General features: G+C 67.7%; 27 protein-coding genes. 14 read left to right on the forward strand and 13 right to left on the reverse strand.

Annotated features, from left to right (window positions below):
* The first annotated feature begins 4 nt into the window (after positions 1-4).
* A complete protein-coding gene (locus ASF06_RS09785) occupies positions 5-544 on the forward strand; it encodes a DUF4870 domain-containing protein (RefSeq protein ID WP_055946065.1) in 540 nt (179 codons plus the stop codon).
* On the opposite strand, the gene ASF06_RS09790 is transcribed toward ASF06_RS09785, so the two are convergent.
* Positions 541-1,479 (reverse strand): aldo/keto reductase, encoded by a 939-nt coding sequence (locus ASF06_RS09790; RefSeq protein ID WP_055946068.1) that lies wholly within the window; start codon positions 1,477-1,479, stop codon positions 541-543. The genes ASF06_RS09785 and ASF06_RS09790 overlap by 4 nt on opposite strands.
* A 46-nt stretch (positions 1,480-1,525) precedes the next feature.
* Positions 1,526-1,726 (reverse strand): hypothetical protein, encoded by a 201-nt coding sequence (locus ASF06_RS19845; protein ID WP_055946071.1) that lies wholly within the window; start codon positions 1,724-1,726, stop codon positions 1,526-1,528.
* Between the two features lie 170 nt (positions 1,727-1,896).
* Between ASF06_RS19845 and ASF06_RS09800 the strand changes: the two genes are divergently transcribed.
* The 5 genes from ASF06_RS09800 to ASF06_RS09820 all read left to right on the forward strand — a co-directional run bounded on the left by ASF06_RS09800 (position 1,897) and on the right by ASF06_RS09820 (position 4,795).
* On the forward strand, positions 1,897-2,307 hold the full coding sequence (locus ASF06_RS09800; protein ID WP_055946074.1) for a DoxX family protein: 411 nt from the start codon (positions 1,897-1,899) through the stop codon (positions 2,305-2,307).
* Between the two features lie 41 nt (positions 2,308-2,348).
* A complete protein-coding gene (locus ASF06_RS09805; protein WP_055946077.1) occupies positions 2,349-2,756 on the forward strand; it encodes a PadR family transcriptional regulator in 408 nt (135 codons plus the stop codon).
* On the forward strand, positions 2,753-3,493 hold the full coding sequence (locus ASF06_RS09810) for a hypothetical protein (RefSeq protein WP_055946081.1): 741 nt from the start codon (positions 2,753-2,755) through the stop codon (positions 3,491-3,493). Before ASF06_RS09805 ends, ASF06_RS09810 begins: the two co-directional genes overlap by 4 nt.
* Positions 3,490-3,993, forward strand: a complete 504-nt coding sequence (locus tag ASF06_RS09815; RefSeq protein ID WP_055946084.1) for a hypothetical protein — start codon at positions 3,490-3,492, stop codon at positions 3,991-3,993. Before ASF06_RS09810 ends, ASF06_RS09815 begins: the two co-directional genes overlap by 4 nt.
* Positions 3,994-4,162: 169 nt before the next feature.
* Positions 4,163-4,795: an esterase/lipase family protein gene (locus tag ASF06_RS09820; protein ID WP_055946459.1), complete on the forward strand. Its 633-nt coding sequence runs from the start codon at positions 4,163-4,165 to the stop codon at positions 4,793-4,795.
* 3 nt (positions 4,796-4,798) lie between these two features.
* Here ASF06_RS09820 and ASF06_RS09825 read toward each other — a convergent pair whose 3' ends face one another.
* Entirely contained in the window at positions 4,799-5,347 is a 549-nt protein-coding gene (locus tag ASF06_RS09825; RefSeq protein ID WP_055946088.1) for a PadR family transcriptional regulator, read from the reverse strand.
* A gap of 52 nt (positions 5,348-5,399) precedes the next feature.
* Positions 5,400-6,629, reverse strand: coding sequence for a low temperature requirement protein A (locus tag ASF06_RS09830; RefSeq protein WP_055946461.1), 1,230 nt, complete (start codon positions 6,627-6,629; stop codon positions 5,400-5,402).
* A gap of 144 nt (positions 6,630-6,773) precedes the next feature.
* Here ASF06_RS09830 and ASF06_RS09835 point away from each other — a divergent pair, with 144 nt between their 5' ends.
* From ASF06_RS09835 to ASF06_RS09850, 4 genes are all read left to right on the forward strand, one after another.
* Positions 6,774-7,742 carry an ATP-binding cassette domain-containing protein gene (locus ASF06_RS09835; RefSeq protein ID WP_055946090.1) on the forward strand — a complete coding sequence of 323 codons (969 nt, stop codon included), beginning with the start codon at positions 6,774-6,776 and terminating at the stop codon, positions 7,740-7,742.
* On the forward strand, positions 7,739-8,605 hold the full coding sequence (locus tag ASF06_RS09840; protein ID WP_055946093.1) for an ABC transporter permease: 867 nt from the start codon (positions 7,739-7,741) through the stop codon (positions 8,603-8,605). The genes ASF06_RS09835 and ASF06_RS09840 overlap by 4 nt, the downstream gene beginning before the upstream one ends.
* A gap of 4 nt (positions 8,606-8,609) precedes the next feature.
* A complete protein-coding gene (locus ASF06_RS09845; protein ID WP_055946096.1) occupies positions 8,610-9,059 on the forward strand; it encodes a YybH family protein in 450 nt (149 codons plus the stop codon).
* An 87-nt stretch (positions 9,060-9,146) separates the two neighbouring features.
* The gene (locus ASF06_RS09850) at positions 9,147-9,461 is read left to right on the forward strand and encodes a hypothetical protein (protein ID WP_055946099.1); all 315 of its coding nucleotides are present in this window, start codon (positions 9,147-9,149) and stop codon (positions 9,459-9,461) included.
* 102 nt (positions 9,462-9,563) lie between these two features.
* Here the strand turns inward: ASF06_RS09850 and ASF06_RS09855 are convergent, their stop codons facing one another.
* From ASF06_RS09855 to ASF06_RS09875, 5 genes are all read right to left on the reverse strand, one after another.
* Positions 9,564-11,228 (reverse strand): cation:proton antiporter, encoded by a 1,665-nt coding sequence (locus ASF06_RS09855; protein WP_055946102.1) that lies wholly within the window; start codon positions 11,226-11,228, stop codon positions 9,564-9,566.
* Positions 11,229-11,263: 35 nt separating this feature from the next.
* Positions 11,264-12,124: a hypothetical protein gene (locus ASF06_RS09860; protein WP_082500825.1), complete on the reverse strand. Its 861-nt coding sequence runs from the start codon at positions 12,122-12,124 to the stop codon at positions 11,264-11,266.
* Positions 12,125-12,211: 87 nt separating this feature from the next.
* Positions 12,212-13,129, reverse strand: coding sequence for a methyltransferase family protein (locus tag ASF06_RS09865; protein ID WP_055946464.1), 918 nt, complete (start codon positions 13,127-13,129; stop codon positions 12,212-12,214).
* 105 nt (positions 13,130-13,234) lie between these two features.
* Positions 13,235-13,951 (reverse strand): alpha/beta fold hydrolase, encoded by a 717-nt coding sequence (locus ASF06_RS09870; protein ID WP_055946108.1) that lies wholly within the window; start codon positions 13,949-13,951, stop codon positions 13,235-13,237.
* A 29-nt stretch (positions 13,952-13,980) separates the two neighbouring features.
* Complete coding sequence (locus ASF06_RS09875) at positions 13,981-14,445, reverse strand: RidA family protein (RefSeq protein WP_055946111.1); 465 nt, start codon at positions 14,443-14,445, stop codon at positions 13,981-13,983.
* A gap of 230 nt (positions 14,446-14,675) precedes the next feature.
* Between ASF06_RS09875 and ASF06_RS09880 the strand changes: the two genes are divergently transcribed.
* Positions 14,676-16,004 (forward strand): APC family permease, encoded by a 1,329-nt coding sequence (locus ASF06_RS09880; RefSeq protein WP_055946115.1) that lies wholly within the window; start codon positions 14,676-14,678, stop codon positions 16,002-16,004.
* 58 nt (positions 16,005-16,062) lie between these two features.
* On the opposite strand, the gene ASF06_RS09885 is transcribed toward ASF06_RS09880, so the two are convergent.
* The gene (locus tag ASF06_RS09885; RefSeq protein WP_055946118.1) at positions 16,063-16,494 is read right to left on the reverse strand and encodes an Hsp20/alpha crystallin family protein; all 432 of its coding nucleotides are present in this window, start codon (positions 16,492-16,494) and stop codon (positions 16,063-16,065) included.
* A 100-nt stretch (positions 16,495-16,594) separates the two neighbouring features.
* Positions 16,595-16,840, reverse strand: a complete 246-nt coding sequence (locus tag ASF06_RS09890) for a hypothetical protein (protein ID WP_157439136.1) — start codon at positions 16,838-16,840, stop codon at positions 16,595-16,597.
* Positions 16,841-17,082: 242 nt separating this feature from the next.
* On the opposite strand from ASF06_RS09890, the gene ASF06_RS09895 reads away from it, so the two are divergent.
* Positions 17,083-17,976: a helix-turn-helix domain-containing protein gene (locus tag ASF06_RS09895; RefSeq protein WP_162237697.1), complete on the forward strand. Its 894-nt coding sequence runs from the start codon at positions 17,083-17,085 to the stop codon at positions 17,974-17,976.
* On the opposite strand, the gene ASF06_RS09900 is transcribed toward ASF06_RS09895, so the two are convergent.
* Complete coding sequence (locus tag ASF06_RS09900) at positions 17,922-20,375, reverse strand: ATP-binding cassette domain-containing protein (RefSeq protein WP_055946127.1); 2,454 nt, start codon at positions 20,373-20,375, stop codon at positions 17,922-17,924. The two genes, ASF06_RS09895 and ASF06_RS09900, sit on opposite strands and share 55 nt — an antisense overlap.
* Before the next feature lie 71 nt (positions 20,376-20,446).
* Between ASF06_RS09900 and ASF06_RS09905 the strand changes: the two genes are divergently transcribed.
* Entirely contained in the window at positions 20,447-22,798 is a 2,352-nt protein-coding gene (locus ASF06_RS09905; protein ID WP_157439137.1) for a hypothetical protein, read from the forward strand.
* A gap of 18 nt (positions 22,799-22,816) precedes the next feature.
* On the opposite strand, the gene ASF06_RS09910 is transcribed toward ASF06_RS09905, so the two are convergent.
* The gene (locus ASF06_RS09910) at positions 22,817-23,152 is read right to left on the reverse strand and encodes a VOC family protein (protein WP_157411999.1); all 336 of its coding nucleotides are present in this window, start codon (positions 23,150-23,152) and stop codon (positions 22,817-22,819) included.
* Positions 23,153-23,218: 66 nt separating this feature from the next.
* On the opposite strand from ASF06_RS09910, the gene ASF06_RS09915 reads away from it, so the two are divergent.
* Positions 23,219-23,539, forward strand: coding sequence for a hypothetical protein (locus ASF06_RS09915; protein ID WP_055946132.1), 321 nt, complete (start codon positions 23,219-23,221; stop codon positions 23,537-23,539).
* Positions 23,540-23,625 lie beyond the last annotated feature (86 nt).

A 23,625-nucleotide genomic window follows, 5' to 3' on the forward strand; every position in this document is an offset into this window, starting at 1 on the left:
AACCATGACAACCGGATCCTCCTATGAATCCCTGCCACCCCAGACTGCCGGCCAGCCCGAGCCGGCGCCCAGCTCGTACCAGTCGGCGTACCAGCAGCCGTATCCTCAGGTCGGGCAGCAGCCGAATCCGCCGGCGGGCTATTCGCAGCCACTCGCGGCTGCCCCCACGGGCGCTCTTGCCTACGGACTCGGCTTTCTCGCCTACATCCCGATCCCCTATCTGAGCCTGCTGGTCGCCGGAATCGTGATGGCGGCGGTGTACCCCTCGCAGAAGACGAAGGGCGAGCTCGCCGCGGAGAACGCGCGCCAGGCCGCGAACTGGGGCCTCAGCCTCATCGCGTACATCGTGCTCGACTTTCTCTTCTTCGCCATCATGCTCGCGACGCGCGGCGACGACAGCACGGGATTCTTCCCCATCGGCATCCCTGTCGTGCTCTTCTTCGCCCTCGGCATCGCGCACCTCGTGGTGATCATCATGGGACTCGTCGCGGCGAACAAGCGCACCGTGCTGCGCAACCGCATCGCGATCCCGTTCATGCGCTAGGGCAGCAGAGCGCCGCCCGCGACCAGGAGGCGATACCACTCCGGCCTGGTCAGTTCGATCTCCGAGCCGGCGGCCGCCTCGCGCACCCGCGAACCCTTGGTCGTTCCGAGCACGAGCTGAATGCGCGCCGGATGCCGGGTGATCCACGCGGCGGCGATGGCGGTGGGCGTCACCCGGTAGACGGCGGCGAGGTCGTCGAGCACGTCGTTCAGCTCGGGGTAGTTCTCGCGGTCTCCGATGAAGACGCCGCCGGTGCCGCCCGACTGGAACGGCGACCACGCCTGCACGGTGATGTCGTTGAGGCGGCAGTAGTCGAGAACGCCGTTGTGCCGATCGACCGACTGCTCGGAATGCGCCATGTTCATGGCGAGCCCCGAGGTGATCGACGGAGCGTGGGTGATGCTCAGCTGCAGCTGGTTCACCACGAGCGGCTGCGCGACGGACTTCTTGAGCAGCTCGATCTGGCCTGGCGTGTGGTTCGAGACGCCGAAATGCCGCACCTTGCCCTCGGAGTGCAGCTGCTCGAACGCGGCGGCCACCTCATCGGGCTCGACGAGCGCGTCGGGGCGGTGCAGCAGCAGCAGGTCGAGGTAGTCGGTCTTGAGCGCCGTCAGCGATCCGTTCACCGAGTCGACGATGTGCTCGGCCGAGAAGTCGAAGTAGCCGGGGCGGATGCCGCACTTGGTCTGCAGCACCATCTGCTCGCGTTCGGCCGAGGTGTAGTTCAGTGCGTCGGCGAAGAGGCTCTCGCACACGTGCTCGGGGCTTCCGCCCGAGCCGTAGATGTCTGCGTGATCGAAGAAGGTGATGCCCTCGGCTCGAGCGTCGCCCACGAGCGTGCGAATCTCGGATGCCGACAGCTCGGGAATGCGCATCAGCCCCAGAATGTGCTGGGAGACGGTCAGGCCGGTTGTTCCGAGAGGCACGTATTTCATGCTTCGCAGGCTATCGCGCCGCACCGACGGCGGGGTCGCGCCCGGATCAGATGTTGTCCGGCTCCGCCGGAGTCGGCGTCGGTGTCGGTGTCTCCGTCGGCGTCGGGGTGGGGGTGGGGGTCTCCGACACCGACGGCGTCGGCGTGGCCGTGCCGATGTAGTCGGTGTCCTGAGCCTCGCCCGTGCATCCGGCGAGCAGGAGCAGGGCGGCAGTCGCGACGAGGGAATGAGCGATGAACTTCTTCATTCCGCCAATGTACGGAGAAGCAACCGATCGTCGCCGACCCATAGATATACGGGCGAAGCGGTGATAGCCGACCCGGCGCATCCGACTGTCGCGCCTGACGGCCCGCCGACCGTCGCCAGGATGCGAGGCGTATCGTCGAGTGAGACCATTCGATTCACCCGAGGAGCCCCATGACGAAACAGCTCGACAAGCCCGCCCCGAAGGGCCGCACCGCTGCCCGCATCGCGCTCGGCGCCATCCTCGTTCTCGCCGGCACCAGCCACCTCACCTTCGCCCGCGACGACTTCCGCGCGCAGGTGCCCGAGTTCGTGCCGCTGAAGGAGGACACGACGGTGCTGTTGAGCGGCGTGGCCGAGATCACGCTCGGTGCGGCGCTTCTCTTTGCTCCGCGCTCGCAGCGCGAGCGGGTCGGCGGCCTGGCAGCGGCCTTCTTCACCGCGATCTTCCCCGGCAACATCGCGCAGGCGATTCACCACCGGGATGCGTTCGGTCTCGATTCCGACGCCAAGCGCGTCGGGCGCCTGTTCGGCCAGCCCCTGCTGATCGCGTGGGCATGGTGGTCGACGCGCACAGCAAAGTAAGACTTCTTGCTTAAAGGAAGATAGCTTCCTATGGTGGACGTATGGCCAAACGTAAACCAGGACGACTCTTTCCCATCGAGTTCGATGTGCTCGAATGCGGCCTCGCGCTGCAGGCCAGCGACGGCAGCTTCTACGGCTTCGCTCTCGCTCGCGCACTGTCCGATCACTCCGGCACCGAGCTGACGGCCCACGGCACGCTCTACAAGGCGCTCGGCCGAATGAAGGACTCCGGGCTCCTCGAGTCGACGTGGGAGGACTCGGCAGCCGCCGATGCCGAGAACCGGCCTCGCCGCCGCCTCTACACGGTGACGGGCGAGGGCGAGAAGGCCTATCGCACAGAGGCCCAGGCACTCGGCGCGGATGCGGTGGCCGAGCGTCGGCGCGCTCGTGCCGGAGGCGTCATTCCCGGCGTGCCGCTGCTGGGCGTCGACGCGGGAGGTCTGGCATGAGCGTCGCACGCACGGCCGACTACCGGCGAATGACCGCGCATGTTCTGCGCTGGGCCGCCTGGTACACCCGGGGTATCGATCGACAGGCCACGAATGATCGACTCGACGAGCTGACCTCCGACCTGTACGAACACGTCGTCTGGGCGGAATCGGCCGGCCTGCGACCCGACGAGGTGGCCCGCAGCATCCGCCGACGCCGCCTGCGCGGCATGGTCGACGACCTCCGCTGGCGGCGTGCGCAACTGCGAGAGGCCCGCGTGCACGACCCCCTGGAATTCCGCCTCAGACGCAGCGACAACGCCGCTCTCGCGATCACGTTCACCGTCGGGTTGGGGGTCGTCGTCTTCGGCGCGTTCACACTGACCCGCGTTCTGTCCTACCTCGCGGTCACGGGCGACACCGTGGTCACCGCGCTCAGCGGGGCGCTCGTCCTGTCGCTTCTGCTGTCGACCGTCGGCCTGATCCTCCTCGTGTGGAAACGCGCCCGGTTCGCCGGCGCACTGGCCCTGATGATCGCGCAGGCGGCCGTCGTGCAGTTCGGATTCCACGGCCTGCTCTACGGCAGCGCGGCGGTCAACTCGTTCATGTACTTCTCCGAGCTCTGGCCTCTTCCGAAGTACGCCCTCGTCGGCGCGTTGGGCCTGTTCTTCGCCGCAGCGGCGCTCTGGTGGTGGCCGAGCAGCAGGGCGGTACGGCCGCCTCTCGCCTCCGCGTCAGAAGAGGGAGATGCACGATGAAGCGCCGGATCGCCGCCATCATCGCAGCCGTCGCGGGGGTCGGCATCGTCGCGACCGCCGTCTTCATCGGAGTCGGAGTCGTCGATTCGCATGCCCTCCTCGAGTCGGCCACGACTCCCGCTCCCCAGACCACGATCGACTCCGCGCTCTCGGAGGACGCACCCACCGAGCCGGTGGTCTCGAACCTTCCGGCGGAGTTGATAGCGGGGTTGCCCGGCTATACCGACGAGCACGATCGAGACACCTACATCCGCGTTCAGACGGCGATCAAGATCTGCATGACCACGCACGGGTACAGCTACCAGTTCGCGCTGGCGCCGGAAACGGGCTCGGTGCTCGGATTCGTCTCGACCGGGTTCAATCCGATGCCCGAAGGCTTCGACCAGAGCGAGCAGGACTCCCTCTACGGCTCTCCCGACAACCTGCTCCCCCAGTACGACTGGACGTCGGGCGGCTGCTACGGCGCGGCCATCCACGAAGCCGGAGTCGCCGGCGCGTAGCCTCCGCGTGAAGCAGACTCCGTCTGACATCGGGCCGTCCTAGTCGCCGGGCCGCGGCCCGTCAACGCGTGGTCGTGTGGGGCGCGACGACCTAGCGTGGGGTCATGCACTCCTGCTCCGCGATCACGTCGGCATCGTGAGACGACTGCGCATCGCCGGATGGTGGGCGATGGACTACGCGTATGCGCTGTATTGGCAGGCGCGGGCGATCCTCGGCAGAACCGACCCCGCCTCGTTCCGGTCGGGAGAGGCGAAGCCGATCGTGGTCATTCCCGGTGTGTATGAGACCTGGCGATTCATGCTGCCGCTGATCCGCGCGATGCACGACCGCGGGCATCCGGTGTTCGTGGTCGACGCGCTCAACTGGAACAACCGACCCGTCGTCGAGGCTGCCGACCTGGTCTCGGCGTTCCTCGCCGAGCACGATCTTGAGGGCGTGGTGCTCGTGTCGCACAGCAAGGGCGGCTTGATCGGCAAGTACGTCATGTCCGTCGGCCGCGAGGCGTCGCGGGTGCAGTCGATGCTCGCGGTCGCCGCCCCCTTCGGCGGATCGTTCTATGCCCGATTCATGGTGCTTCCCAGCCTGCGTATCTTCGCGCCGAAGAACGCCACGATCCTCGCTCTGGCGCACGACGAGTCGGTGAACTCGCGCATCGTGTCGGTGTACGGGGAGTTCGATCCGCACGTTCCCGCGGGCAGCGAACTGGTCGGAGCCAAGAACGTGCGGCTCGACACGGGCGGGCACTTTCGCGTGCTCGCGCACCCGCGCGTGATGGCCGAGCTGGCCGCGCTGGCGGAGTAGCGCTCAGTCCATGCCGTCGAGCCGTTCACGCAGTCCGGCCACGATCTGCGCCTCGCTGTCGTAGTAGGCCAGGCCCCAGTCGGCCACCATCGCGGCGTAGCGAACGCGATGCTCGTCGCCGAGCATGTCTCGCACACCCTGCAGGTCGGCCCGGCGGGCGGCCAGGTCATCCAGGTGCGTCTCGAGCATGGAGCCCAGCTGATCGGGCGTCGACAGCCGACCCATGAGCAGGCGCAGCGCCACGGGGTGCTTGAGAATGGGGAATCCGACCTCGCCGTGGAAGAGCCAGGTCTGCAGCTGTTCCTCGCCGAGCTCGGTCACGCGATAGCGGGTCGGCCCGTCGGAGGGCGCCGTCTCGACGAACTCGGCCTCGGAGAGCTTGCGCAGCTCGGTGTAGATCTGGCTCATCGCCGGACTCACCCAGTAGTAACGCAGGGTGAAGTCGGCGCGCTGCTTGAGCTCGTAGCCCGTCATCCCCTCGGGGTTCTCGCGATCGAAGACGAGCAGGCCCAGCAGCGCGTACGCCGTGGGCGACAGAGCGCGATTCACCATGAATGCAACCTTAGGTTCCCGACACGGACATTCCTGCTAGGAACAAGTTGGGCTATTCTGCGGCGGCGAGCACCCGGGCGAGCTGCGCCGCCTGGTGCCGGTGGCCGATCGTCTCGTAGCCGACGACCACGACATAGGGGCTGAGCGTGACGAGCATGAGGCAGACGCCGATCGATGCACCCGCTGCCGCCGCGATGACACCTCCGGCCAGAAACGCCGCGCTGATGGCGACCAGGACGATGTGGAGCGGGTCGAGAGAACGCATCAGCCAGGCATACAGGGCGAACGACGTGATCATGAACACGAACACCGGAATGGCGACGGAGAGCACGGTGCCGACGATGCCGATCTCCGTATGGTGCTCGATCAGGTACTCCACGAGGTGCAGCCCGGTGCCCGTTGCCGTGATCGACGCGAAGATCAGCACGTGGCCATAACCCCAGACGAACGCGCGTGACCTGAACTTCTGCAGAACAGCGCCGGCATCGAGGATGAAGTAGCTCCACCAGAGACCGAACGCCAGGCCGACCCCCGTGATCACGAGGATGGCGGTCTCGCCGTTCCACCCCGACTCGTCTATCACGGCGGTCGCCGCGGTCACCGTGCCGAGCACCACTTCGCCGAGCGTGATGATCGCCAGCAGTCCGTAGCGCTCCGCGATGTGGTGCGCGTGCCACGGCGTGGAACCCACCCCCGACCGCACACCCTTGCCCTCGGCGAAGACGGGTGCCGCCATCTCGGCCGCGAACAGCACCAGTGAGATCGGAATCGCCACTCCGATCGGAATCGGCAGGATGGCGACGACCACCCATCCGATCTGAATGAGGGCGATGTTCTTGGCATAGCTGAGCGCGACGACCTTGCGGGCCGGATCCTGGGCGGCGGCGCGGAGCCACTGCAGCACGAGCGCCACGCGCATGATCACGTAGCCCAGCACGACGATGGTGTTGTCGAGGCGGTCCCCGTGATCCAACGACTCGAACAGCACGGGAAGGCCCAGCGCGAGCACGATGACGCCGATCATCTGAACCATCGTCAGCACCCGGAACAACCAGTCGTCGGTGTCGTAGGCCGACGCGAACCACGAGAAGTTGATCCACGCCCACGAGATCGCGAACAGAGCGAAGCCGAATCCGAGCAGCGCGGGTCCGACGTGCCCCTCGGACAGCAGATGGGCCGTCTGCGAGCTGGCCACACCGAAGGCCACGACGAACGTCAGGTCGAAGAGCAGCTCGAGCGGAGTCGCCGCGCGGTGGGCCTGCTGCGGGTCCCGACCGGTCATGCGGCGGAGGCTGTGTGCGAAATGCGGGATGGACGTCACGATGACATCATGCCGCTCGCATCGCATTGCGTGCATTAACTGTCGATTCCTGTTTACAATATTCCTACTAGGAATAACGTCGACGCCGACCCCCAGGAGAGCCGCATGGCCGAACTCGCGATCGAGACGCATGCGCTCGTGAAAAAATTCAAGAAGACCGTCGCCGTCGACGGCATCGACCTGGCGATACCCCGCGGTGGCGTGCATGGCTTTCTCGGTCCCAACGGTGCAGGCAAGACCACGACGATCCGCATGCTGGCCACCCTCACCAAGCCGGATTCGGGCACGGCCCGCGTTCTGGGTCGCGACATCGTGACCGAGGCGAACGAGGTGCGTCGTCGAGTCAGCCTGACCGGGCAGTTCGCATCGGTCGACGAAGACCTCACGGGAGCCGAGAATCTGCGCCTCATCGGCCGCCTCTTCGGCTACACCGGCGCCCGCGCCACACGCCGGGCAGACGAACTGCTCAGCGCGTTCGGGCTGTCGGATGCGCGGGACAAGCAGGTCAAGAAATACTCCGGCGGCATGCGTCGCCGCATCGACATCGCCGCGAGCATTGTTGTGACCCCCGAGCTGCTGTTCCTCGACGAGCCGACGACCGGCCTCGATCCGCGCAGCCGCAACGAGGTATGGGACATCATCCGGGCCATGGTGTCGTCGGGCACCACGGTGCTGCTCACCACGCAGTACCTCGACGAGGCCGACCAGCTCGCCGACCGCATCAGCGTGATCGACACCGGTCGAGTCATCGCCGAGGGCACCTCGAGCGAGCTCAAGGCCAGGGTCGGCAACGGTGCGTTGCACGTGCGGGTGATGCACCCGGCGGACCGGCCACGGGCATCCGCTGTTCTCGCGCGGGTCTTGCGTGTCGAGATCCGAGACGAGGTCGATCCGGCCGCCGTCAGCGCGACCGTCGCCGATCCGGCCATCGTCACGGCAGCGCTCACGGCGCTGGCCGACGAGAACATCGAGCTGGCCCAGTTCTCGCTCGGCCAGCCATCGCTCGACGAGGTCTTCCTCGCGCTGACCGGGCACACATCCGAATCGCAGACAGACGAGGAGGCCGCAGCATGACGCGTCTCGACAAGCTCGACGAACGAACAGATGTCGCACCCGCGAGCGCGGAATCGCTCGCGGCGGCGATGCGCGCCGCCCTGGCCGACATCGAACGACCGAATCCGCCCGGGCCGCTCTCGACGTCGCTCACCTTCGGCTGGCGGGCGCTGCTCAAGATCAAACACGTGCCCGAGCAGCTGTTCGACGTCACCGTGTTCCCCGTGATGTTCACGCTGCTGTTCACATTCCTGTTCGGCGGCGCGATCGCCGGAAGCGTGGGCGGGTACCTGCAGTATGTGCTGCCCGGCCTGCTCGTGCAGGGCGTCATCATGATCACGATGTACACGGGGTCGACCCTCCGCACCGACATCGACAGGGGCGTCTTCGACCGCTTCCGCTCGCTGCCCATCTGGCGCCCCTCCGCTCTCGTCGGAATGCTGCTCGGCGACGCCGTGCGCTACACGATCTCGGCGGCCGTCACGATCTCACTCGGACTCGCGTTGGGCTACCGACCCGAAGGAGGAGTCGCCGGGGTGCTGATGGCGGTGCTGCTGATCCTGGTCTTCGCGTTCAGCTTCAGCTGGCTCTGGACCTTCTTCGCCCTCGTCCTCCGCACCCCCGGCGCCGTGATGGGCGTGAGCATGCTCGTGATCACGCCCCTCACCTTCGCGAGCAACATCTTCATCGAGCCGTCGACGCTTCCGTCCTGGCTGCAGGCGTTCGTCGAAGTGAATCCGGTGTCGCACCTGGTCACCGCCGTGCGCGAGTTCATGGGCGGCATGGATGCGTCGGGCGAGTTGAGCATCACGCTCCTGTGGTGCGCGGGGCTGGTCGCCGTGTTCGGCCCGCTCACCATGATCCGCTACAGAACGGCAGGATGATCACATGCCCCTGGAATCCAATCCCATCACGACGCTGTTCGAGAACTACACCTCACGGGTGCTCTCCAAAGACGTCGAGAGCTTTCTCGAGCTCTACGCCCACGACACCCTCGTCTTCGACGCGTGGGGCATGTGGGAGTTCGCCGGCGTCGACGCGTGGCGTCCGATGGTGACGATGTGGTTCGAGAGCCTCGGCGACAAGCTGTGCGAGGCGCGCTTCACCGAGGTCGTCGCCACCGTGCGCGACGACGTCGCCTTCGCCCACGCCGCCGTGCGCTACGCCGAAGTCACGGCCGATGGCGAGCAGGTCGACTCGATGATGAACCGCATCACAGTCACGCTCGAGAAGCGCGACGGCGAGTGGAAGATCACGCACGAGCACACCTCGATGCCCCTCGACATGGAGACCATGAAGGGGCTCGACGACGCCTACGAGAAGCGCGACGCCGGCTGATTCGAGGTGCGATCTCCGCTCGTCAAGGGCTGGATGCGAACGCTCCGACGTCGTTAGCCTGATGCCTCGTCAACGATTAGGAGCACGATGAACACCTCTTCACTCATCAACCAGGTCAACGAGTCACTCGCCACCCTCGGAGCGGGGCCGTTCATGACCGACAGCTCGAAGGACACCGAGAGCGGCGCCGTGGTCACCGGACGCCTCGACGGACGCGTGCTGCGCATCGAGTTCGTCGAAGAGGGAAGCGGCGACGGCCCGGAGAAGGGACACCGTGTCGACGTCGTCGACGACGCATCCGGCGAGAACCTGGGCACGGGCCGAGGAGACTCGACCTTCGCCGACGCCATCTCGAGCCACAACTGGGGCGGAACCGTCGAGGCGCTGAAGCAGCTCGGCTAGTCTCCGAATTCGTTCAACAGGATGGAATGAGGCGACCACGGCGTTTCGCGCTGCTGCAGACGGGGTGTCGCCCATCCATCCTGTTGAACGGCTCGGCCGGCCTCAGCCCTTCGGGCCTCCGCGCAGCTCGAGCGCGATCTGAGACGCGTCGAGGATCTGCAACGCATACGCCAGAACGTCGGCGTCGAAGGTGCCGTGGTCGCGGGCCTCGAGCAGTGCCGCCCTCTGCGCCGCGATCACACTCAGCTCGTGCTCCTTCGCAGAGATGAAACCCTGCATCGTCTGCTCCACGGGCGGCGCAGGCGGCACGGCATCCGCGCTCGTTCTCATCAGCTGCATCAGCCGCGCCCGCTCGGCGTTCGTCTTCTCATCGACCGCCGCCTGGTCGACCACCGGCGAGATCGCGCGCAGCAGCGGTCCGATCGTGCCGCCCTGCACGAGCAGCGACATCACAGCCACCGCGAACGCGATGAGCACGAGCACCGACCGCTGCGGGGTGTCGTCGGGCAGAGTCTGCGCCGCAGCCACCGTGACGGCCCCACGCATGCCAGCCCACACGACGGCCGTGCCATCCCGCCACCCGAGCGGCGCGTTGCGGAAGTACGTGATGTCGGCCAACGACTGCACGATGCGACGACCCAGCCGCTCGATCTGGTTGTCGGATGCCCGGCGGCGGCGCCCGTTCGCCTCGCCGAACATCTGCTCGGCCCCCTCGGGTGTGCTCATCTTCTCGCGCATCTCGAGCAGCCTGTCCTGCATCTTCGCGTTGCGGTTGCGCAGGGTCGAGAGCCACCACAGCAGCGGAGCCACGTAGGCCGCGCGCACGATAATCGTCAGCACCAGGGCGCCGGCAGCGATGAGAACCGCGGGCCCGACTCCGGCGTGATCGCGCTCGACGTTGGCAATGATCGACGAGACTTGAACACCCATCGTCAAGAAGACGGCGCCCTCGAGCACGAGCTCGACCGTGCGCCAGTTCTGAGAGTCGGACAACCGGTTCTGCGCCGAGAGGTAACGCGGGGCCCGGATGCCCGTGACGAGTCCGGCCATCACGGCCGCCACCAGACCGGATGCGCCGAGCAGCTCGGCGGGTACGGCCGCGGCGAACGGAACGACGAACGAGATAACGGTGTTCACCGTGGGATCGGTGACCCGCTTGCGCACCATCAGGTTGCCCCGGCCGACCAGAACACCGATGATGATGGCGACCACCACGGAATACGCGAAGGTGCCGGCCGCAGCCCAGAACGAGAACGACGCGGCGGTGGCCACGATCGCGGTGCGCAACAGCACAAGCGCAGTCGCATCGTTGAGCAGGCTCTCGCCCTCGAGCATCGCCACGACTCGCTTCGACACCGAGGTCTGCTTGATGATCGACGTGGCCACCGCGTCGGTCGGGCTGACGATCGCCCCGAGCGCGACGCCCCAGGCGAAGCCCAGGTCGGGAATCACCAGCATGAAGAAGACGCCCAGCACGAGCGAGCTCGCGATCACGAGGGCGACGGACAGGCCGCTGATCGCACCGAACTCGCGTCGAAAATTCATCGACGGCATCGACACCGCCGACGAGTAGAGCAGGGGCGGAAGCACGCCCGCCAGGATCCACTCGGGTTCGATCTCGATCGTGTCGAAGAGGGGAAGAAAGCTGGCCCCGACGCCGATCGCGACGAGGATCAGCGGCGACGCGATGCCGAGCCGCGGGCCCAGCAGGGTCGACGCCGCGATCACGGCGAACGCGGCCACCAGAACGACGAGAAGTTCAGTCACGAGTCCAGACTGGCACGGACCACGTGCCGCAACGGCTAGTCGCGGCCGAAGAGACCCCCGAGCCCACCCAGTCCGGGGAGCTCGAAGTTCGAGCCCAGCTCGGAGAGGTGGTCGCCGATTCCGCTCGCGTAGTCGCCCGCGCCGGACGCCACGTCGCCGAGACCACCCTCGAGCCCCTCGAGCCCTCCGAGGGCCTCGAAGTCGACTCCCATGCCCGAGGCCTGCTCGAGCAGGGGGCCTGCGACGCTGCTGAGCACCGCACCCCCGGCGACAGCCGCAAGAAGCCCGCCCGCGACGGCGCCGACCCCGACTCCCGCCACCGCACCGGCGGCCCCGGCGACTCCGGGCTTCGCGAAGAGCCCGCGCAGGAACCCGGGCTTGTGCGCCTCTCCGCGCACGGCCGAGCGCGCCAGATCGTCGGGCGACGACGACGCCGGCTGCTCGCCGGCGGGAAGCTCATCGCGCAGCCGGGACTCGACCTGCTGTCGCTGCGCCGGCGTGAGCCGCGCGAACGCATCACGGTGCACCTGCTCGAGCTGCTCGGGCATCGCGGTCTTCAGCAGGTAGTCGTAGCGGGCGATCGCGGCCCGGTCCTCCGGGCTCGCGGCAGACTGTCCGGCCGCGGCATCCTGAACCGGCGCACCCGTGGGCGTGCCGTAGACGGGCACGTCGTGAACCGGCGCATCCTGAACCCGAGACGGCGTCGGATGCGTGGCCCCGCCGGTCGCGCTCGGCTGGTGTGTCGAGGTGGTCGGGCGCGCATCGCCCGTGACCTTGTCTGCGGCGGTGCGCACGAGGTCGCGCCAGTCGGTGCCACCCGACCGCGACGAGGTGGACTGCCCTGACGAATCGAGTGCCTTCGACGCCATCTTCATCAATCGCTGGAGGGTGCTCATCTCGGGCCTTTCATTCGAACGGTCTGGGTCGTCCAGCATGCAGCACCGCTCTGGGCAGAACCCCGGAGCAGCCTGATGAAACGCCGGTCAGAGCGTGTCGCCGACCTGTGTTCGACGAGGCACCCGCGGCCACCAGCAGCGCACGTTGCGGGCATAACGCAGGAAGTCGTCGCCGAAGCGGGCCTCGAGGTCGGCCTCTTCGCTCGGCCTCACCGCGTAGTTCCACAGCAGCGACCCCACGATGGCGTAGGCCACGACCAGCCACGACGACAGGATGAGCCCCACCGCGACGCCCTGCAGGATGCCGGCCACGGCCATCGGGTTGCGCACCCACCGGTACGGGCCCGCGATGACCAGGCGGTTGGGCATGGCCGACGGCAGCGGGGTACCGTGCCCGCGCGTCGACATGACAAAGGCCGACGACAGGCCGAGGGCGCTCGCGAGCACGAACACGACGACGCCCGCTGGTGGGACGAACGCCGCGAACTCGAATCCGACGCCCCAGCGCCTCTCGAGGAACGCGATGATCATCGGAAGCACGACCAGGAACAGACCCCAGAACACGACGATCTGGCCGCCGGTCGTCGCCGCATACGCACCCCGTCGAGCATGATCATCTGCCGCGCGGAAGGCGAACGGCCCGCGCACGATCCATTCCGTCGGCACCCGGCCCGTCGTCTGCAGAAGCACGGCGACGATGGATGCGGCAGCGGCGGCAGCCATGATCAGAACGCCCCAGCCGGCCTCGGTCGTGATCGTGGCGTAGACCGCGAGCGCGGCGGCGACCACGACGGTCCAGCCCGCTGCCACGAGGGCGGCGGTGCGGGTGCCGAGGGCCGCCAGGGCGGATGCGACGACGAAAAGCGGGATGTCGAACGCGGCCACCACGATCGGGTCGAGCCGGCCGAGGGTCGCCTCTCGAACGAACGGCACCGTGAAGACGGCGATCCACCAGGCCGCCCCGGCGAACGCCTGAACCGCGAAGTACGCGCGTCCGAGAAGCATGCTGCTCACCCTATCCGCCGCACGCGGGCCCCCATCTTCGAGGACGGCACGGGCGATCGGACGGGCAGCGCCTCACCACGTCGATCTCCGGGGGCGCGGCGATTCTCAGGAGAGGTGAGCGATCGCCTCGAGAATCAGCTCGCCCACGGCATCCGGGTGCGACACCATGCTCGAGTGCGACGCGCCCTCGAGCTCGACCGTCTTCAGCGAACCGGCGCGTTCGGCCATGAAGCGCATGCCCTCGACGGGGATGTTCTTGTCGCCCGAGCCGAAGATGAACCAGGAGGGCAGCGTCTTCCAGGCGGGCGTCTCGGCCGGCTGTGGCTCGCCCAGGGCGAAGTCGCGGATGGCGCGCTGCGTCGCGGCAGAGATCTTCGCTACATCGAGGGGAACATCTCCGGCGAACTGCTGCGGGAAGAGCTCCCGATCGACGATCAGGTCGTTCGTTCCGTCACCGAGGGGATAGGGGCGAACCGTCTCGCCCAGTGTCGAGCCGGGGAACTGGCCGGTGAGCTGCAGCGAGTTCTCTCCGTGGTCGGGGGCGAACGCCGAGACATAGACGAGACCCTTGACCACGTCGGTACCGACAGCGGCCTCGGTGATGACGGCTCCACCATAGGAGTGGCCCACGAGAACAACAGGGCCCCCGACCGATTCGACAGCGCGGCGCACATTCTCGGCATCCGTCGTGACGCTGCGGAGCGGGTTCGGGGTGGCGAAGGTGTCGACGCCCTTCGCCTGCAGCGCGGCGATGACGCCGCTCCAGCTCGCGGACTCCGCGAAGGCTCCGTGCACGAGTACGACGGTCAGATCTTCAGCCATGATTCTCTCCTTGAGTTGGTGATTGCCGGTCAGACGAATTCCACGATGAGCTCGACCTCGACGGGCGAGTCGAGCGGCAGCACGGCGACTCCGACGGCGCTGCGCGAATGCACACCCGCGTCACCGAAGATGTCGCCGAGAAGGTTCGAGGCGCCGTTCAGAACACCGGCCTGGCCGCTGAACGACGGGTCGGATGCGACGAATCCCGTCACTTTCACGACGCGCGTGACGCGGTCGAGCGATCCGAGCGCTGCGGCGATGGCGGCGAGCGCGTTGATTGCACTGGTGCGCGCGAGGTCCTGCGCCTCGTCAGCGCTCACCACCCCGCCGACCTTGCCCGTGAGCGGGAGTTTTCCGTCAACGAAGGGCAGCTGGCCGGCCGTGTAGACGAGGGCACCGCTGATGGTAGCGGGAACGTAGGCGCCGGCCGGGGCGGCGGCCTGCTTCGGAATCTCGACCCCCAGGTCAATGAGTCGTTCGTCGATCCGTGACATGGTCTCGCTCCCTCATCAGTGCTGCCGGATGCCCGTGGCCGGGCCTCGTCGTCAGGCTACTCCCGGCGGGCGAATCATGGATGACCCTGGCACTGCCACCCGCCGGCAGGGGTGGCGCCGATGCCGAGGGGCGCCTCTCGAATTCGGGGCCTCTGCTCCCGAATGCAGCCACGGATCACATCTGTCAAGGGCGTCCAGAGCGATCCACGGGGTTCCCGTATGGTGACGCAATGTCATCCACGCCGACAACGACACACCCGCAAACCGACGGCACCTCGTCGAAGCTGACCCGTCGTATCGCCGGACCCCTTCTTTTTCTCTTCATCCTCGGCGACGTGCTCGGCGCAGGTATCTACGCCCTGATGGGAGTGCTGTCGGGTGAGGTCGGCGGCGCCCTGTGGGCGCCCCTCGCCCTGGCTCTGCTGCTCGCGCTGCTCACCGCCGGCTCGTATGCCGAGCTCGTCACGAAGTACCCGAAGGCGGGAGGCGCTGCGATCTTCGCGCAGCGCGCCTTCAAGCCGCAGATCATCTCCTTCCTGGTGGGCTTCAGCATGCTCGCGGCGGGCGTCACCAGCGCGGCCGGTCTGGCGATCGCCTTCGCCGGCGAGTACTTGAAGACGTTCATCGATGTGCCGACGATTCCCGCGGCCATGATCTTCCTCGTTCTCGTCGCGGCCCTGAACGCCCGGGGAATCAGCGAGTCGGTCAAGAGCAACCTCGTCATGACGGTGATCGAGGTCTCAGGGCTCGTCATCGTCGTGGTCGCGATCGCTGCGATGCTCGGCGGCGGGGGCGGCGAGATATCCCGCGTCGCGGAGTTCAGAGACGACACGTCTCCTGGCCTCGCGGTTCTCGGAGGTGCAGTCATCGCGTACTACTCGTTCGTGGGCTTCGAGACCTCCGCCAATGTGGCGGAGGAAGTGCGCAACCCGTCCCGCGTCTACCCGCGCGCACTGTTCGGGGCGTTGCTCGCCGCGGGCGTGGTGTACATCCTTGTGGGCCTCGCCTCGTCGATCGCCCTGCCGGCGGATGAGCTTGAGAAATCGTCCGGCCCGTTGCTGGCCGTCGTGGCGGCGACCGGCGTCGGTGTGCCCGAATGGGTGTTCAGCCTCATCGCGCTGATCGCGGTCGCGAACGGCGCCCTGCTCACCATGATCATGACCAGCCGGGTCACCTTCGGCATGGCCGAGCAGGGCCTGCTCCCACCCGTTCTCGGTCGGGTGCTTCCGAATCGCAGGACGCCATGGGTGGCCATCATCGCGACGACGGTGCTCGCGCTGCTGCTTACCCTGGTCGGCGACCTCACGACCCTCGCGTCGGCCGTGGTGCTCCTGCTGCTCTTCGTCTTCATCAGCACCAACATCGCCGTTCTGGTTCTGCGCCGCGACCGCGTGGAGCACAACCACTTCAGGGTCTGGACCTTCGTACCAGTGATCGGAGTCGCATCCTGCGTTCTGCTGCTCACCCAGCAGGATCCGATCGTCTGGCTGTTCGGCGCAGGCTTCCTCGTACTCGGCGCGATCCTCTATGTGATCGCGCGCGTGACCAAGCGCTCGTAGAACGCGAAGAAGGGGCAGGCCGTCGGGCCTGCCCCTTCCTCGTCTCTGTCCTGGTCGATCAGACGGTCAGCGTCTTGTGCTCGTCTGCGGCCTGTGCGGCCTTGACCTCGATCTTGCGTGGCTTCGCGCGCTCGCTCACGGGGATGATCACCGACAAGACCCCGCTGTCGTAGCTCGCGGAGATCTTCTCGGAGTCGACTCCGTCGCCCAGGCTGAACTGACGCAGGTAATCGCCGTTCGGTCGTTCGCGGGTGAGCCACTTGACCCCGTCGTGCGCGGCGGCCGTGCGCTGCGCGCGGATGGTCAGAAGCTGGCCGTCGACGTCGACATCGACGGAGCCCGGGTCGACGCCGGGAAGGTCGGCGCTCAACACGTACTGGTCGCCTTCTCTGTACAGATCGACGGGCATGAACTTCGGTCCTGGGCGGAAGTGCAGCAGGTCACCGGTGAGCCGGTCGAGCTCGCTGAAAGGATCAAAAGACATTGCCATGAGGATTCCCCTTTCTTGAACCTGAGTCGGGTTGACTCAACTTGTGAGGATTAAATTAGCACTCTCGATGCGGGAGTGCCAACAGCTCTCAAGCAGAAATTCAGGAATCCCAGTCGAGGTCGGGAACATCTCGCATCTCGTCGTCCCAGACGGGCCGACGGGGCTGCAGTTCGGCCGTGCGCCTCTCGAGTTCGAGTATCACTTCAGGATCATTAGGCTCGTCGCTGGAGCCCGGAACAGGAACCGAGGCGATCTGGCTGGCAGGGCCGATCAGCAGGTGCGCGGTCGCGCGCTGCCCTCCCTCTTCGATGATCGGAAATTCGATGACGTCTGATTCGTTCTTCATGGCCAGAGCCCTCGCAAGCCTCAGCACTGCCTTGCAGGTCTGATCGCCGGTGAGAACTTCTCCGCCCGCATAGTAGATCTTTCTCATACACCAATGTTTCCAAAATCCCGGAACAGACAGGCCAGGGCTTGATCTCCTGCTCGGCCGCGGCTACGTACCGACCCCGGATACCGAATAGCTTGATGAGGTCGCACTCGACCTTTCTTTCATGCCCGCTCCAGAATGCTCGTATGCTGGAGCCCATGACGGCAAGACAGGTGGTCCTCGCGGAGTACCTGCGTGCTCGGCGCTCCGCCCTCAAGCCCGAAGACGTGGGCCTGCCGCCCGATCCGCAGCGACGGGTGCAGGGGCTCCGGCGCGAGGAGGTCGCCGAGCGTGCGGGCATCAGCCTCGAGTACTACGTGCGCATCGAGCAGGGTCAGAACCACAGGATCTCCGAACAGGTGCTCGACGCCCTGGCTCGCGCGCTCGACCTCGACGAGAGCGGACGGAGCTACCTCTACAGACTCGCCCTGCCGTCTCCGTTCGACGCACGACCGGCGCGACCCGATCACGAGGTCAGCGAGCTTCTGCGCTCGATGCTCGACCAGTGGGCGGGCACGGCGGCGGTCATCTTCGATCGCAACCAGGACCTGCTGTTCGTCAACGCGCTCGCAGCGGCGCTGTCGCCCGGCTACGTTGTGCCGGGAAACAACAACGTCGAGATGATGTTCGGCACCCCTGCCGAGAACCGGTCGAACGAGCGCTGGCGCGACACCGCGAGAGACACCGTCGCCGCCCTGCGCTTCCACGCCGACCCCGACGATCCCCGCCTGCAGCAGCTGGTCGCGGAGCTCACGCCCGACCCCGACTTCCACGCGATGTGGACGGCCCACGAGGCCCGACCGTTCTCGTCAGGACTCGCTCCCAACTTCGTCGAGGGCTACGGTTGGGTCGAGCTCCCGTTCCAAGTGCTCGACGTTCCCGACGGACTCTTCATGAACGTCGTCGTGTGCGAACCCGACTCCCAGGCGGGCTTCGCCATAGAGCATCTGCTGGCCCGGCTGCGCGCCCCTGACGAGTTCGACGAGTCGGATGCCCTTCAGTCCGACGCGGGCGCAGAAGCAGTCGCCGAGCCGAGCGCCGCCGCCAGATAGGGCGCAGTCCGGCTGTCGGCGTTCGTCGCCACGACCTCCGGCGCTCCCGCCGCGACGACGCCCCCGCCCTTGTCGCCGCCCCCGGGCCCCATGTCGATGACCCAATCGGCGTCGGCGACCACGCTCATGTCGTGCTCCACCAGCACGACCGTGTTGCCGGCATCCACGAGGCCGTTCAGCTGGGTGACGAGCAGTCGCACATCGGCCGGATGCAGCCCCGTCGTCGGCTCGTCGAGAACGTAGAGCGTGTGGCCGCGTCTGGCGCGCTGCAGCTCGGTGGCGAGCTTGATGCGCTGCGCCTCACCGCCCGAGAGCTCGGTCGCGGGCTGGCCGAGGCGAAGGTATCCGAGCCCGACCTTGCGGAGGGTGTCGAGGCTGCGCGCGGCCGCAGGCACGTCGGCGAGGAACCCTGCCGCGTCGTCGACGGTCATCGCCAGCACATCGGCGACCGACGCGTCACGGTAGCGCACCTCGAGCGTCTCGGCGTTGTAGCGCGTGCCGCCGCAGTCAGGGCAGGGCGCGTAGCTGCCCGGAAGAAAGAGCAGCTCGACCGACACGAAGCCCTCGCCCAGGCAGGTCGGGCAGCGGCCTCCATCGACGTTGAACGAGAAGCGGCCCGCATCGAAGCCCCGCTCGCGCGCTCCATCGGTGGCAGCGAAGGTCGCGCGCACCGCGTCGAAGAGCCCCGTGTACGTGGCCAGGTTCGATCGCGGCGTGCGCCCGATCGGCTTCTGATCCACCTGCACCACCCGGTCTACGGCGGCATCGGCCAGCGCCCGCTCGGCGAGCACTCCGCCGACCAGACTCGACTTGCCCGAGCCCGACACCCCGGTCACCGCCGTCAGCACACCCAAGGGCACGTCGACGTCCAGGTTCCGGATGTTGTGGCGCGAGACCGCGCGCAGGCTCAGCCAGTCGCGCGGCTCGCGGGCGGCCCGCCGCGCAGGCTCCTCACCCGACGGGAACAGGAACGGCCGCGTGACCGACTCCTCCACCTCGGCGAGCCCGCCGACGGCGCCGCTGTACAGCACGCATCCGCCGCCCGAACCGGCCCCGGGGCCCACGTCGACGACCCAGTCGGCCTGGCGTACGACATCCATGTTGTGCTCGACCACGAACACCGAGTTGCCCGACGCCTTGAGCTGCTCGAGCACGGTGATGAGCGGCTCCGCGTCGGCGGGGTGCAGGCCGGCCGAGGGCTCGTCGAGCACGTAGATCACGCCGAACAGCCCGGAGCGCAGCTGCGTCGCGATGCGCAGCCGCTGCATCTCGCCGGGCGACAGGGTCGGGGTGGCGCGGCTGAGGCCCAGGTAGTCGAGGCCGAGGCCGACGAGAACCTCTATGCGCGCGAGCAGATCGCGCGAGATGGTGACGGCGACCTCGGTGAGCTCGCCCGACGAGCGGTCGGAGCGCGCGGCGCCCGCCGTCCTCAGCTCGGCGGTGGGCCGCAGAACGTCGGCGAGGCCCGCGAAGGGCATGTCGTTCAACTCGGCGATGCTGTATCCGGCGAAAGTGACAGCGAGCGCGGCCCGGGTGAGCCCGCTGCCGCCGCACAGCGTGCAGGGCGCGGTCTCGACGAAGCGCTCGGCGCGGTTTCGCTGCGCCTCGCTCTTCGAGTCGGCGAGGGTGTGCATGATGAAGCTCTTGGCGCTCCAGAATCGACCCTTGTAGGGCTTCGCCACGCGGTCGCGCTGCGGGGTCACCTCGACCACGGGCTGCTCGTCGGTGAAGAGCAGCCAGTCCCTGTCCTTCTGCGGCAGCTCGCGCCAGGGCCGGTCGATGTCGTAGCCGAGCCCGGCCGTCACGTCGCGCAGGTTCTTGCCCTGCCAGGCGCCGGGCCAGGCCGTGATGGCACCGTCGCGGATGCTCAGGGCCGGGTCGTGCACGGCCGTCGCCTCGGTCACGTCGTGCGCGATGCTGAGTCCGTGGCAGCGGGGGCAGGCCCCGGCCGCCGTGTTGGGCGAGAACGAATCGGAGTCGAGGCGGCCCGTCGCATCCGCCGGATAGGTGCCGGCGCGCGAGTAGAGCATGCGCAGCAGGTTCGAGAGCGTCGTGAGGGTTCCCACCGTGGAACGCGAACTCGGCGCCCCTCGGCGCTGCTGCAGGGCGACCGCCGGCGGAAGGCCCGTGATCTCGTCGACGTGCGGGGTGCTGCCCTGGGCGATCAGGCGCCGGGCGTAGGGAGCCACCGACTCGAGGAAGCGGCGCTGCGCCTCGCCGAAGATCGTGCCGAACGCGAGCGACGACTTGCCCGATCCCGACACGCCCGTGAAGGCCACGATGCGGTCGCGCGGCACGTCGACGTCGACGTCTCGCAGGTTGTTCTCGCGGGCGCCGCGCACGCGCACGAACCCGGGCTCGGCGGATGCGATGGGCTGGTTCGGGTCTGTCTGCACCATCTCAATCGTATGGGGGGTATGGGGAGTTCTCCCCCTGTGTGGGTATTCATGCCGCTGTTAGTGTCCTGTAGGTGCCCGATTCAGTCCCACAGACCTCATCCGCCCCACAGGCCGCAACGCCCCAGCCCTCCCGCGACCCTCAGCGCGACGCCCTGCGCCGCATGTACGGACCGCCCCGCGCGTTCGAGCTGGCCTTCCTGTCGCCGGCGCCGGCATTGGCCTACGCGGTTCCGGTGGCGGTCGCCGTGATCCTGGCCACAGTGGTCGCCCTCACGATCGCGCCGCGCGACGCGGTGGCGATCGTGAATGGCAACCTCACCCAGCTGGCCTCGTCGACCGCGGTTCTCGTGGCCTCCGTGATCGCCGCGATCCTCCTGTGCGCGGGCCACGCGTTCGGCATCACCGCGGCCACGCACTCGCTCATCGCGAACGCCACGGACTCCAGCCTCCCGGCGCGCGCCGCCTGGCGTCGTGCCGCCCGCCGCCCCGGCCTCGTCGCGCTGGCGTTCGTCGGCGCGCTCGCCCTCTTCGTCGCGGCCGTGGCCGCATCCATCGCGCTCATCATCGCCCCGCTCTGGACGATCGCCGGCCTCGTCGTCGTGCTCATCGCTCTGATCGTCACCGCCCCACTGCTGCTGGCGTGGCCGCAGATCGTGCTGGGCGACACGTCATGGGGAACGGCGCTTGCACGCGGCTGGCGCTCCGGGCGCGACATCGTGTCGGGACGAGCAGAGGATCGAACGCCGAGAGTCACTCTTATCATCGCTGCCGCACTCACAATCGGCGTCGGTGTCGGCCTGAAACTGCTCGCCGATCTCATTCCCCAGTCGCTGCTGTCCGCGATGGTCGCCGTCGCGGTCGGACTCATCGTTCCCGCCGTGTTCGTTCTGCTCATGACGGCCATCGCCGTGCGCGCGGTGATCGTTCGCGAGGAGTCCCGCGCCCGCATCGGAACCGAGCCCATCGTGCCGCACGCGACGCCGTCGTGGGCAGCTCCAGAGCCGGATGCCGGCACGCGCGGGGGCGCGCTCGTCGGGCTGGCCGTGCTGCTGGTTCCCGCCCTGCTCGCGGCGCCGCTCGCGCTCGTCAACCCGTGGGGATTCGTGTCGTATTCAGCCGGAACAGTGACCGAATTCAAGGATTCGGTGAGCATCGTATCCGTGGGCGACGACCGCACGGCCGTGCTGGGCGGCAACCCCGGCTACGACCTCAACACCCTGAAACTGTGCGAGGGCGCGACCTGTTCGCCGGTCCTCGCCATGTCGTCCTCCCTGTCGACCGCCACCGTCGGCACCGACGACGGCGGCCTGTTCACCGCGCAGTGGAGGTTCGTCGGAGACGAGGAGGACATCGCCGACAACCGGTTCGAGCTCGACGCCATCTCGACGAGCGCCGATGAGCTGCGCGAGTGGGACGACGCGACGACTGCCGAGGAGCTGCCCTCCCAGCTTCCGCCCGGAGACCGCACGACCGTGGCCGGGCTCGATTCGACGTTCGATGAAGACGACGAGCTCGACTCCCGAACCGTGGCCGACCGCAGCGCGGTCGCCGTCTCCGACGACGGCGAGCATCCGGTGATCGCCGCTGTGGCGCGGCGCACCGGCGGGCCGCCCGTGGCGACGGTGTGGATCATCTTCTGCGACGACGACGCGTGCTCGTCCACCACTACGACGACGACGACGCTCGAATGGATCGGCCAGGCTCCGAGCAGAGCATCGATCGACGTCGTCGTCACCGAAGACGGAACCGCGGTCGTGACCCTCGCGGACCGCTTCGACTCGCGCTCGGACGTGCCGATCCCCGCTCTGCGGGTGATCTCGGCGAGGGCCGATGGCGCCGAGCCTCGTGTCGAAGCTCCCCCGCTGGCTGCTGCGGTCGAGAGTGAGTATCCGTCCAGCATGGGCTACGACATCACGTTCGGTGCCCAGATCGAACTCGGCGCCGACGGGCGTCCCGTCATCCTCTCCCGTCCCGAAGACAGCTCGGAACTTCGGCTCATCACCTGCGCCGACCCCGCCTGCTCTTCGACGAGCACCAGCGATCTGAGTGGCTACGACGCGGGCTCTCGCACTCCGTCCTTCGCCATCGACGAGAGCGGCCGCCCTCTGATCGCCTTCGTCGACGAGCGGCGCGCATCCCTCGACCTGCTCGACTGCGTCGACGCGGGCTGCACCGATCTCGAGTCGCGTTCGATCGCGCAGCTGGCTCAAGGCGAAGACCTCTGGTCGTCCGACGCGCTCTCGCTGAGCCTCGATGCGCAGGGCAACCCGATCATCGCCGTGGGCGACCGACTCGTCGGCGATGTCAAGCAGGACGTGGCCCCGACCAGTCAAGACGCGGGCTACGTCAAGCCGGAGAATCATGAGGAGAGATGGGCCGGCACGGTGCTCCAGTGCGTCGACGCCCGCTGCGGACTGGAGTGACGGGCCCCAGCTCCCTGGCTACTTTCCCGTGAACACGATGCGGTTGCCGTCGGGGTCGACGACGGGCAGGATCCGAGAGGACGAGGCAGGTCTGATGCCGCCGTTCTCGATGCCGGCGCCGTCGAGCAGCCGAAGCCGGGCATCCAGATCATCGTCGTCGAGCACCATGCACGAGGTGCCGGCTCTCTCGGGCTCGACCCACACCTGCACGCCGAACGTGTCGGCGAGGTGCCACTCGACGAGTCCGTCCATCGGATGCGCGTCGGGGCCACGCCCGAACAGCAGGGAGTACCAGGGAATGGACTGCGCGGAATCGCTCACCGTCATCTGGGCGAGCAGGCGCGATATCGTCACGACGACCTCCTTGTCTCGTGCAGCAAGGGTACGTCCGTCGGATGCCGCCCCTCTAGGCTCGACGCCATGAATATCGTGGATTCCGACGAGCGCGACAGCACGTGGGAGGAGCACTCCTCGCTCTTCCGCGTCTACTTCGCGACCGTTCCCGACGGCTCCGTTCGCACGATGGACGTGTCGGATGCGACGTTCACCGAGACCCTCGCTTGGGCACGCGGCGAGGCGGACGCGCGCGAGACGATCTCAATCGCACTGATCGGCACCGACAACCGAGGATTGCGCGGCCTCACGTGGCTCTTCGGAATGGACCCGAACGACTCGTCCGAATCGGAACTCCACGACCGCATGCTCGCCGAGATGCACCAGGAGCGTCGCGACCGGGCGTGACGCCGCCACACGTCACTGAGGTGCGGAGAATTGTCGCTTCGACGCGTGCCGAAGCGACCGATTCCCGCACCTCAGCGCGCGGGCCG

The organism is Agreia sp. Leaf244 (genome assembly GCF_001422695.1).
In the GTDB taxonomy this organism is placed as follows: Bacteria; Actinomycetota; Actinomycetes; order Actinomycetales; family Microbacteriaceae; genus Agreia.

What these genes read in the sequence shown, in the direction of transcription:
- ASF06_RS09900 (WP_055946127.1), bottom strand. Translation starts at nt 20,375, where the DNA reads ATGGTGCAGACAGACCCGAACCAGCCCATCGCATCCGCCGAGCCCGGG.
- ASF06_RS09865 (WP_055946464.1), bottom strand. Translation starts at nt 13,129, where the DNA reads ATGCTTCTCGGACGCGCGTACTTCGCGGTTCAGGCGTTCGCCGGGGCG.
- ASF06_RS09915 (WP_055946132.1), top strand. Translation starts at nt 23,219, where the DNA reads ATGAATATCGTGGATTCCGACGAGCGCGACAGCACGTGGGAGGAGCAC.
- ASF06_RS09880 (WP_055946115.1), top strand. Translation starts at nt 14,676, where the DNA reads ATGTCATCCACGCCGACAACGACACACCCGCAAACCGACGGCACCTCG.
- ASF06_RS09850 (WP_055946099.1), top strand. Translation starts at nt 9,147, where the DNA reads ATGAACACCTCTTCACTCATCAACCAGGTCAACGAGTCACTCGCCACC.
- ASF06_RS09800 (WP_055946074.1), top strand. Translation starts at nt 1,897, where the DNA reads ATGACGAAACAGCTCGACAAGCCCGCCCCGAAGGGCCGCACCGCTGCC.
- ASF06_RS09895 (WP_162237697.1), top strand. Translation starts at nt 17,083, where the DNA reads ATGACGGCAAGACAGGTGGTCCTCGCGGAGTACCTGCGTGCTCGGCGC.
- ASF06_RS09860 (WP_082500825.1), bottom strand. Translation starts at nt 12,124, where the DNA reads ATGAGCACCCTCCAGCGATTGATGAAGATGGCGTCGAAGGCACTCGAT.
- ASF06_RS09805 (WP_055946077.1), top strand. Translation starts at nt 2,349, where the DNA reads ATGGCCAAACGTAAACCAGGACGACTCTTTCCCATCGAGTTCGATGTG.
- ASF06_RS09810 (WP_055946081.1), top strand. Translation starts at nt 2,753, where the DNA reads ATGAGCGTCGCACGCACGGCCGACTACCGGCGAATGACCGCGCATGTT.
- ASF06_RS09840 (WP_055946093.1), top strand. Translation starts at nt 7,739, where the DNA reads ATGACGCGTCTCGACAAGCTCGACGAACGAACAGATGTCGCACCCGCG.
- ASF06_RS09890 (WP_157439136.1), bottom strand. Translation starts at nt 16,840, where the DNA reads ATGAAGAACGAATCAGACGTCATCGAATTTCCGATCATCGAAGAGGGA.
- ASF06_RS09835 (WP_055946090.1), top strand. Translation starts at nt 6,774, where the DNA reads ATGGCCGAACTCGCGATCGAGACGCATGCGCTCGTGAAAAAATTCAAG.
- ASF06_RS09815 (WP_055946084.1), top strand. Translation starts at nt 3,490, where the DNA reads ATGAAGCGCCGGATCGCCGCCATCATCGCAGCCGTCGCGGGGGTCGGC.
- ASF06_RS09885 (WP_055946118.1), bottom strand. Translation starts at nt 16,494, where the DNA reads ATGGCAATGTCTTTTGATCCTTTCAGCGAGCTCGACCGGCTCACCGGT.
- ASF06_RS09875 (WP_055946111.1), bottom strand. Translation starts at nt 14,445, where the DNA reads ATGTCACGGATCGACGAACGACTCATTGACCTGGGGGTCGAGATTCCG.
- ASF06_RS09845 (WP_055946096.1), top strand. Translation starts at nt 8,610, where the DNA reads ATGCCCCTGGAATCCAATCCCATCACGACGCTGTTCGAGAACTACACC.
- ASF06_RS09820 (WP_055946459.1), top strand. Translation starts at nt 4,163, where the DNA reads ATGGACTACGCGTATGCGCTGTATTGGCAGGCGCGGGCGATCCTCGGC.
- ASF06_RS09870 (WP_055946108.1), bottom strand. Translation starts at nt 13,951, where the DNA reads ATGGCTGAAGATCTGACCGTCGTACTCGTGCACGGAGCCTTCGCGGAG.
- ASF06_RS09830 (WP_055946461.1), bottom strand. Translation starts at nt 6,629, where the DNA reads ATGACCGGTCGGGACCCGCAGCAGGCCCACCGCGCGGCGACTCCGCTC.
- ASF06_RS09785 (WP_055946065.1), top strand. Translation starts at nt 5, where the DNA reads ATGACAACCGGATCCTCCTATGAATCCCTGCCACCCCAGACTGCCGGC.
- ASF06_RS09825 (WP_055946088.1), bottom strand. Translation starts at nt 5,347, where the DNA reads ATGGTGAATCGCGCTCTGTCGCCCACGGCGTACGCGCTGCTGGGCCTG.
- ASF06_RS19845 (WP_055946071.1), bottom strand. Translation starts at nt 1,726, where the DNA reads ATGAAGAAGTTCATCGCTCATTCCCTCGTCGCGACTGCCGCCCTGCTC.
- ASF06_RS09790 (WP_055946068.1), bottom strand. Translation starts at nt 1,479, where the DNA reads ATGAAATACGTGCCTCTCGGAACAACCGGCCTGACCGTCTCCCAGCAC.